This window comes from Immundisolibacter sp., assembly GCF_028696615.1.
Lineage (GTDB): Bacteria > Pseudomonadota > Gammaproteobacteria > Immundisolibacterales > Immundisolibacteraceae > Immundisolibacter.
The window spans coordinates 1-7,971 of record NZ_JAQVGQ010000123.1; the positions used below are offsets into that span (position 1 = coordinate 1).

Sequence of the window (7,971 nt, forward strand, 5' to 3'; positions counted from 1 at the left end):
GGCGATGATCAACGGCTCGCGGGCGGCGATGGCGGCGGCAAAGCCGACGAACTCGGCTTCGGTCTGATCCAGCGTGTCCGCCCAGTCGCCATGCCGATGCGGCCAGGTCAGCATCACCGCCGCCTGTGGCGCCCATTCGGGGGGCAGAACACCTGGCGTCACGGCTTGGCTCGAGGGTGGCCGGCCTGGTAGGCGCCGGATTTTTCGAGCGCCTGCGCGACCTCGGGCGGCATGTAGTTCTCGTCGTGTTTGGCCAGCACCTTGGCGGCCTGGAATTCCCCGTCGGGGCCAAGGCGGCCTTCGGCCACCACACCCTGGCCTTCGCGGAACAGGTCCGGCAGCGGGCCCACGTAGTGCACGCGCATTTCCTTGGCCAGATCGGTGACCGTGAAGCGCAGTTCGAGCGGTCCCGGACCCTTTTGTACCGAGCCTGTCATCACGAGCCCCCCCAGGCGAAACGTGCCCTTGGTCGGCGCCTTGCCGGCGGCGACTTCGGTGGGGCTGAAGAAGAACACCAGGTTGTCGCGAAAGGCGTTCATCACCAGCAGCACCGCGGCTACCAGGGCGACGATGGCGAGCGAGATGAATAGCAGGCGTTTGTGACGGGTTTTCATGTGTCGGGATCGGATTGGCGCTGGCGCTGCAGCTTGCGGTGGCGCCGCCACGGCAGCCAGGCGTTCAGGCCCAGCACCAGCAGCGCGAGCGCGTAGCTCGGCCACACGAAGGCGCCGTAGCCGCCCATGGCGAAAAATTCGGTCATGGCGCGTCCAGTTCGACCAGCCAGCGGGCGTCGCGTTCGCGCTCGAGGATTTCGCAGCGCATCCGCTGCAGCAGCACGGCCACGAAGTACACCGTGAAGCCGGCGATCATCAGCAGCAGTGGCGTCAGCATGGCCGGGTGGATGGTCGGGCCATTCAGGCGGGTGAGCGAGGCCGGCTGGTGCAGCGTGTTCCACCACTCGACCGAGAAATGGATGATCGGAATGTTGACCACGCCCACCAGCGCCAGCAGCGCCGTGGCGCGGCCGGCGCGCTGCGGCTCGTCGATGGCGCCGCGCAGCGCGATGAGGCCCAGATACAGGAACAGCAGCACCAGTTCCGACGTCAGGCGCGCGTCCCAGGCCCACCAGGTGCCCCACATCGGTTTGCCCCACAGCGCGCCGGTCACCAGCGTGAGTGCCGTGAACGCAGCGCCGAGCGGCGCGCAGCACTTGGCCAGCATGTCGGCGAGCTTGATGCGCCAGACCAGAAACACGAACGCGCCGCCGGCCATCACCATGTAAGTGAGCATGGACAGCCAGGCCGCCGGCACGTGGATGAACATGATCCGGTAGCTGTCGCCCTGCTGGTAGTCGGCCGGCGCCACGGCCAGCCCCCAGACCGCACCGACCAGCAGCAGCGCGGCGGCGAGCGTGCCCAGCCACGGCAGCAGTCGCCCGGCGAAGGGGTAGAAGAACTTGGGCGCGGCAAGACGATCGAGTGTCGGGCCGAACATGGGCGGTCAGTCCAGGGAAATGCGCAGTGCGGCGGCGGTGGCAAACGGCGCGAACGCCATCGCCAGCACCAGCATGGCGGCCAGCAGCGACAGATTGGCGCCGGCACCGAAGCCGAGCGCCGCCGCCTGCACCGCGCCGCTGCCGAAGATCAGTACCGGCACGTACAGCGGCAGTACCAGCAGGCCCAGCAGCGCGCCGCCGCCGCGAAGACCCAGCGTCAGCGCGGCGTTGATGGCGCCGAGCAGGTGCAACAGCGGCGTCCCCAGCAGCAGGCCCGCCAGCAGCACCGAAAGGTCGGCCAAGTTTAACCCGAAGCCCAGCGCCAGCACGGGCGCGGCGAGCGCCAGCGGCAGGCCGCAGGTGAGCCACTGGGCGGCGATCTTGGCCGCCACCAGCGCCGTCAGCGGCGCTGGACTCAGCAGCAGCTGTTCGAGCGCGCCGCCGTGCTGGTCGGCGGCGAACAGGCGCGGCAGGCCGAGCAGCGTGGCCAGCACGGCGGCGATCCACACCACGCCCGGGCCGATCGTGCGCAGCAGCGCCGGTTCGGCGCCGACGCCGAGCGGGAACAGGCTGCCGACGATGACGAAGAACGTCAGCGGCAGCAGCGTGTCGCCCGGCCGGCGCCAGGCCAGCAGCAGCTCGCGGCGAAACACCTGCTCGATCATGCCTGTGCCCCGAGGTCGAGCTCGCGCATCACGCCGCCCAGACCCGGCAGGTCCTGGTGCGTGGTGAGCACGGCAAGGCCGCCGCCCGCGAGGTGCTCGGCGAGCAGGTGCGACACCAGCTCGACGCCCTGACGGTCGAGTCCGGTCAGCGGTTCGTCGAGCACCCACAGCGTGGTTGGGCGCAGCAGCAGGCGCCCCAGCCCAAGCCGCCGGCGCTGACCCTGCGACAGCAGCCGTGCCGGCTGGTTGGCCAGCGCCGACAGACCGACGCGTTCGAGCACCGTCATCACGGTTGCGGCCGTCACCGGCGCGCCGGCGAGCGCGAGGTTCTCGCGGGCGGTGAGGTCACCGAAGTGGCCTTCCTGGTGACCCAGAAAGCCCAGGCGCGCGCGGTAGTCGTCGCCCAGGTCGCGGATCGGCGTGCCATCCCAGCACACCACGCCGCGGACAGGTTCGGTGAGACCGCACAGGATGCGCAGTAGCGTGGTCTTGCCGGCGCCGTTCGGGCCCGCCACGCGCAGCGCCTCGCCGGCGTGCAGCAGCAGGTTCAGGCGCCGGAACAGCACCGTGTGGGACCGCACCGCGGCCAGGTCGCGCAGTTCGAGCATGCAGCGGAAATATAAAAACGCTGTAGGAGCGGCTTCAGCCGCGAAAACGACGACACGCGACAGCTGCTCACCGGTCGATCGCCGGCCCACCCCCGGGCGCTGGTGACCCTGGCGACGGCCGCATTACACTGCCGCCCGCGCCGCACCGGCGCCGCGCATTGTCGCACCGTCCGCGCCGCCGATGCGGCGGAACCTGGAACATCCCCCGATGACGCCGAGCCAACACCTGATCGAAGTGGGCCATTTCGCGGTCATGCTGGCGCTGCCGGTGGCCCTGTTGCAGGCGCTGTCGCCGCTGCTGGCGCGCGCGCTGCGCCGCCCGGAGCTGGCCGGCATCGCCGTGCGCGGCGCCGCGTTGCAGTTCCTGTTGGCGCTGATCGGCTGGCTGGCGCTCACGCACGCCTTCGTCAGCGACAACTTCTCGGTCTGGTACGTGGCGCAGAACTCCAACAGCGCGCTGCCGCTCGTGTACAAGATCAGCGCCGTGTGGGGCGGGCACGAGGGGTCGCTGTACCTGTGGTACCTGATCCTTGCCGGCTGGACGGCGGCGCTGGCCCTGTACGGGCGGCGCCGGTTCGCCGATCGCCTGCCGGTGGCGCTGGCGCTGCAGGCGGCGCTGTGCGTGGGTTTTCTGGGGCTGATCCTGTTCCTGTCGAACCCGTTCGCGCGCCTGCTGCCGGTGCCGGCCGACGGGCGCGACCTGAACCCGCTGCTGCAGGACCCCGGCATGGCCGCCCACCCGCCGATGCTGTACATGGGCTACGTGGGCTTTTCGATTCCGTTTGCGCTGGTGCTGACGGCGCTGCTGACGCGCTGGCCGGCCGAGGACTGGCTGCCGGTGGTGCGGCGCTGGGCGCTGGCGGCGTTCGGGTTTCTCACTGCCGGCATCGTGCTCGGTGGCGCCTGGGCGTACTACGAGCTCGGCTGGGGCGGCTACTGGGCCTGGGACCCGGTCGAGAACGCCTCGTTCATGCCCTGGCTGACCGGCGCGGCGCTGGTGCACTCGCTGATGGTGCAGGACAGCCGGCGCATGCTGGCGAGCTGGAACCTGTTCCTGGCCATCCTGACCTTCTCGCTGTCGCTGCTGGGCACGTTTCTGGTGCGCTCGGGCGTGCTGTCGTCGGTGCACGCGTTCGCGGTCGACCCCGGTCGCGGCGCCTACATCCTGGTGTTCCTCGCGCTGGTGGTGGGCGGCGCGTTCGGCGTGTTCCTGTGGCGCGGCGGGCAGCTGCAGGCCAGCCCCAAGCCGACCGCTTGGTTGTCGCGCGAGTCGCTGCTGCTGCTGAACAACGTGCTGTTCACGGTGGCCGGTGCCTGCGTGTTTTTGGGCACGCTGTACCCGCTGTTCCTGGACGTGACGGCGGAGCAGAAGATCACCGTCGCGGCGCCGTATTTCAACTCGGTGGTGGTGCCGCAGCTGTTGGTGCTGGTGCTGCTGATGGGTCTCACGCCGAGCCTGCCGTGGCGGCGCGCCGAGCCGCGCGCGCTGTGGGGGCGCATCAAATGGCAGGCGCTGTGGGGTCTGGCGGCGGGCGTGCTCACGCTGGCGCTGGCGCGGCCGCTGAGCGTGCTGGCGGCGCTCGCGGTCGGCTTTGCGGTGTTTGCCATCGCCACCGTGGTGGCGGACCTGCTGCGTGGCGGGCGCAGTCTCGCCCGCGCCGAGCGCCGCGCGCTGCCGGCCGCGCTGCTGGTCAACGCCTGGCGGGCGCGGCGTCACTACGGGGCGCTGCTGGCGCACGTCGGCGTGGCGGTGGCGACGATCGGCCTTGCCGCGGCGGGCCTGTTTCGTGAGCACATGATGGTGAGCCTGGCGCCCGGCGATGCCTTCCAGATCGGCGGTCATCGCGTCGAGCTGGTGTCCGTCGGGCCGACGAGTGGCCCCAACTACGATGCCGAGCGCGCCGAGTTTCGCCTCGATGGCCGCATCGTGCTGGCATCCGAACGACGCGTCTATCGGGCCAGCCACATGCCGAGCACCGAGTCCGGCATTCATTCCACGCTGCTGCGCGACGTGTACCTGGTGCTCGGCGAGCCGCGCGACGGCCGCCACGCCGTGAGCGCCTACGTGAACCCGCTGGTCGAGTGGATCTGGATCGGCGGCGCGCTGATCGCGCTCGGCGTGGCGCTGTGCCTTGGCGAGCGGCGCACCGCGCAGGCCGACGCCCGGATGGCATGACGCAGCCCCCACTCGACCCGCTGGCCGGCCACACGCCGGCCATGCAGCACTACCTGCGCCTGAAGGCCGACCACCCGCAGGCGCTGCTGCTGTACCGCATGGGCGATTTCTACGAGCTGTTCTTCGACGACGCGGTCGAGGCATCACGCCTGCTCGACATCACCCTTACCAGCCGCGGCGAGTCGGCCGGGCGGAAGATTCCGATGGCCGGCGTGCCGGCGCACGCGCTCGAAACCTACCTCGCGCGCCTGGTGCGGCGCGGGCGCACGGTGGCCATCTGCGAGCAGATTGGCGTGCCCGACGGGCGCGGGCCGATGCGGCGCGAAATCACCCGCGTAGTCACGCCCGGCACGCTCACCGACGAGGCGCTGCTCGACCAGCGGCGCGACAACCTGATCGCGGCCGTGCTGCGCGCGGGCACACGGGCGGGACTGGCGGTGCTGGAGCTCGCCAGCGGCCGCTTCACGGTGAGCGAGCTCGACGGCGAGGCGGCGCTTGCGGCGGAACTCGCGCGCCTGGCGCCGGCCGAGCTGCTGCTGCCGGACGACGGCAGCGTGGCGCCGGAAGGCGGCTGGAGCCTCACGCTGCGCCCGCCGTGGCAGTTCGAGGCGGCCAGCGCCGAGCGCCGCCTTCGCGAGCAGTTCGGCGTGCGCGATCTGGCCGGCTTCGGCTGCGCGGGTCTCCCGCTCGCCGTCGGCGCCGCCGGCGCGCTGCTGCAGTACGCGCAGGACACGCAGCTCGCCGCGCTGCCGCACCTGCGCGGCCTGCGCGTGCAGGCGCCCGATGCCGTGCTGGTGCTGGACCCGGCCACGCGGCGCAATCTCGAAATCGACCGCAGCCTCACGGGCGACGAGCGCGCCACGCTCATCGGCGTGCTCGATGCCTGCACCGGCGCCATGGGCAGCCGGCAACTGCGCCGCTGGCTGCTGGGACCGATCCGCGACCGCGCCGAGCTGCGCCGCCGCCATGCCGCCATCGCGGCGCTGTTGCAGGATCAAAACCACGCCCGCCTGCAGGACGCGCTGCGCGGCATCGGCGACGTCGAGCGCATCCTGGGGCGCGTGGCGCTGCGCTCGGCGCGGCCGCGTGATCTGGCCGCGCTGCGCGACAGTCTGGCGCGCCTGCCGGCGCTGCTGACGCTGCTCGAAAGTCTCGACGCGCCGCTGCTGCAGGAGCTGCGGGCCGCGCTGCCCGGCTTCGCGCCGCTGCACGCGCTGCTCGCCCGCGCGGTGGCCGAAAACCCGCCGGTGCTGCTGCGCGAGGGCGGCGTGATCGCGCAAGGCTTCGATGCCGAGCTCGACGAGCTGCGCGCCATCGGCCAGGACGCCGGCAGCTACCTGCTGGACCTCGAGCGACGCGAGCGCGAGCGCACCGGCATCGCCACACTCAAGGTGGCCTACAACCGCGTGCACGGCTACTACATCGAGATCGGCCGCGCCCAGGCCGGCGCGCTGCCGGCCGACTACACGCGCCGCCAGACATTGAAAAACGCCGAGCGCTATCTCACGCCGGAACTGAAGGCCTTCGAGGACAAGGCGCTCGGCGCGCGCGAGCGCGCGCTCGCCCGCGAGCGCGAGCTGTTCGAAGGACTGCTGGACGCCATCACCGGCGAGCTGGTGCCATTGCAATCAGCCGCCGCCGCCATCGCCCAGCTCGACGCACTGGCGTGTCTGGCCGAGCGGGCCGAGCGCTTCGATTACGTCGCCCCGCAGCTCGATGAGGCGCCCGGCATCCACATCGAGAGCGGCCGCCATCCGGTGGTCGAGCGGCTGGTCGAGGGCCAGTTCGTGGACAACGACCTCGCGCTCGACGACACCCGGCGCATCCTGCTGATCACCGGCCCCAACATGGGCGGCAAGTCCACCTACATGCGTCAGGTGGCGCTGATCGTGTTGCTGGCGCATGCCGGCAGCTACGTGCCGGCGCGCTCGGCGCGCATCGGGCCGGTGGACCGCATCTTCACGCGCATCGGCGCCGCGGACGACGTGGCCGGCGGGCGCTCGACCTTCATGGTGGAGATGACCGAGACCGCCAACATCCTGCACAACGCCACCGCGCAGAGCCTGGTGCTGCTCGACGAGGTCGGGCGCGGCACCAGCACCTACGATGGCCTTGCGCTGGCCTGGGCGTGCCTCACACACCTCGCGCAACGCGTACGCGCGTTAACTCTATTTGCGACGCATTACTTCGAGCTCACCGCGCTGGCGCAGGAGCTCGACGGCGTCGACAACGTGCACCTCGACGCCGCCGAGCACGCCGGCGGCATCGTGTTCCTGCACCGCGTGCAGCCGGGGCCGGCGAGCCGCAGCTATGGCCTTCAGGTGGCGGCGCTGGCCGGCGTGCCGGCGGCGGTGCTGGCGCTGGCGAGCGAGCGCCTGGCGGCGCTCGGCGAAATGCCGGCGCCTGCGGCGCCAGCGCCGTCGCAGCGTCAGCTCGGGCTGTTCGAGCCGCAGCCGGGGCAGGCGTTGCTCGACCGGCTGGCGCAGATCGACCCCGACCAGATCGCCCCGCGCGCGGCGCTCGATTTGTTGTACGAACTGCGCGCGCTGGCGACCGGCGAGCGCCAGCCCTGAGGTGGCGCGCCGCCGCCGGCCGCTATAATTGCGCGCTTTTGTCGCCCCGGAGAACGGTCATGGCGTTCGTCGTCACCGAAGCCTGCATCAAGTGCAAGTACACCGACTGCGTGGAAGTGTGTCCGGTGGACTGCTTTCGCGAAGGCCCGAACATGCTGGTCATCGATCCCGACGAGTGCATCGACTGCACGCTGTGCGTGGCCGAGTGCCCGGTCGAGGCCATCGTCGACGAAGAAGAAGTGCCGGCCGACCAGCAGGAGTTCATCGAACTGAACGCCCGCCTGTCGCAGCAGTGGCCGCCCATCACCCAGCGCAAGGACCCCCCACCGGACGCCGACCGCTGGGCCGGCGTGCCCGACAAGCGCAAGCTGCTGGAAGAGTAGGGCGTGCGTGTCGCCATTGCCGGCGCCGGTGGCATCGGCTGTCTGGTCGGTGCGCGTCTGGCGGCGGCCGG

The 7,971-nt window shown here is 71.3% G+C and carries 9 protein-coding genes; 3 read left to right on the forward strand and 6 right to left on the reverse strand.

Annotation, left to right across the window (positions count from 1 at the left end):
* The 6 genes from PHC73_RS13975 to ccmA form a co-directional block, all read right to left on the reverse strand.
* Positions 1-162, reverse strand: a 162-nt coding sequence (locus tag PHC73_RS13975; protein ID WP_366949843.1) for an agmatine deiminase family protein, incomplete at its 3' end; no start/stop codon positions are given.
* Positions 159-614 (reverse strand): cytochrome c maturation protein CcmE, encoded by a 456-nt coding sequence (gene ccmE, locus PHC73_RS09010; protein ID WP_300126902.1) that lies wholly within the window; start codon positions 612-614, stop codon positions 159-161. The genes ccmE and PHC73_RS13975, both read right to left, overlap by 4 nt.
* Positions 611-760: a heme exporter protein CcmD gene (ccmD, locus tag PHC73_RS09015; protein WP_300126904.1), complete on the reverse strand. Its 150-nt coding sequence runs from the start codon at positions 758-760 to the stop codon at positions 611-613. The genes ccmE and ccmD overlap by 4 nt, the downstream gene beginning before the upstream one ends.
* The gene (locus tag PHC73_RS09020; RefSeq protein ID WP_300126906.1) at positions 757-1,494 is read right to left on the reverse strand and encodes a heme ABC transporter permease; all 738 of its coding nucleotides are present in this window, start codon (positions 1,492-1,494) and stop codon (positions 757-759) included. Before PHC73_RS09020 ends, ccmD begins: the two co-directional genes overlap by 4 nt.
* A 6-nt stretch (positions 1,495-1,500) precedes the next feature.
* Positions 1,501-2,160: a heme exporter protein CcmB gene (gene ccmB, locus PHC73_RS09025; RefSeq protein WP_300126908.1), complete on the reverse strand. Its 660-nt coding sequence runs from the start codon at positions 2,158-2,160 to the stop codon at positions 1,501-1,503.
* Positions 2,157-2,768 carry a cytochrome c biogenesis heme-transporting ATPase CcmA gene (gene ccmA, locus PHC73_RS09030; protein WP_300126910.1) on the reverse strand — a complete coding sequence of 204 codons (612 nt, stop codon included), beginning with the start codon at positions 2,766-2,768 and terminating at the stop codon, positions 2,157-2,159. Before ccmA ends, ccmB begins: the two co-directional genes overlap by 4 nt.
* A 208-nt stretch (positions 2,769-2,976) precedes the next feature.
* Here ccmA and PHC73_RS09035 point away from each other — a divergent pair, with 208 nt between their 5' ends.
* The 3 genes from PHC73_RS09035 to fdxA are packed head-to-tail and all read left to right on the forward strand — an operon-like array spanning position 2,977 to position 7,900.
* Positions 2,977-4,944, forward strand: a complete 1,968-nt coding sequence (locus PHC73_RS09035) for a heme lyase CcmF/NrfE family subunit (RefSeq protein ID WP_300126911.1) — start codon at positions 2,977-2,979, stop codon at positions 4,942-4,944.
* Positions 4,941-7,517, forward strand: a complete 2,577-nt coding sequence (gene mutS, locus PHC73_RS09040) for a DNA mismatch repair protein MutS (RefSeq protein ID WP_300126913.1) — start codon at positions 4,941-4,943, stop codon at positions 7,515-7,517. The genes PHC73_RS09035 and mutS overlap by 4 nt, the downstream gene beginning before the upstream one ends.
* A 59-nt stretch (positions 7,518-7,576) precedes the next feature.
* A complete protein-coding gene (fdxA, locus tag PHC73_RS09045; protein WP_300126914.1) occupies positions 7,577-7,900 on the forward strand; it encodes a ferredoxin FdxA in 324 nt (107 codons plus the stop codon).
* The last annotated feature ends 71 nt before the right edge of the window (positions 7,901-7,971 follow it).

What these genes read in the sequence shown, in the direction of transcription:
- ccmE (WP_300126902.1), bottom strand. Translation starts at nt 614, where the DNA reads ATGAAAACCCGTCACAAACGCCTGCTATTCATCTCGCTCGCCATCGTC.
- ccmD (WP_300126904.1), bottom strand. Translation starts at nt 760, where the DNA reads ATGACCGAATTTTTCGCCATGGGCGGCTACGGCGCCTTCGTGTGGCCG.
- PHC73_RS09020 (WP_300126906.1), bottom strand. Translation starts at nt 1,494, where the DNA reads ATGTTCGGCCCGACACTCGATCGTCTTGCCGCGCCCAAGTTCTTCTAC.
- ccmB (WP_300126908.1), bottom strand. Translation starts at nt 2,160, where the DNA reads ATGATCGAGCAGGTGTTTCGCCGCGAGCTGCTGCTGGCCTGGCGCCGG.
- ccmA (WP_300126910.1), bottom strand. Translation starts at nt 2,768, where the DNA reads ATGCTCGAACTGCGCGACCTGGCCGCGGTGCGGTCCCACACGGTGCTG.
- PHC73_RS09035 (WP_300126911.1), top strand. Translation starts at nt 2,977, where the DNA reads ATGACGCCGAGCCAACACCTGATCGAAGTGGGCCATTTCGCGGTCATG.
- mutS (WP_300126913.1), top strand. Translation starts at nt 4,941, where the DNA reads ATGACGCAGCCCCCACTCGACCCGCTGGCCGGCCACACGCCGGCCATG.
- fdxA (WP_300126914.1), top strand. Translation starts at nt 7,577, where the DNA reads ATGGCGTTCGTCGTCACCGAAGCCTGCATCAAGTGCAAGTACACCGAC.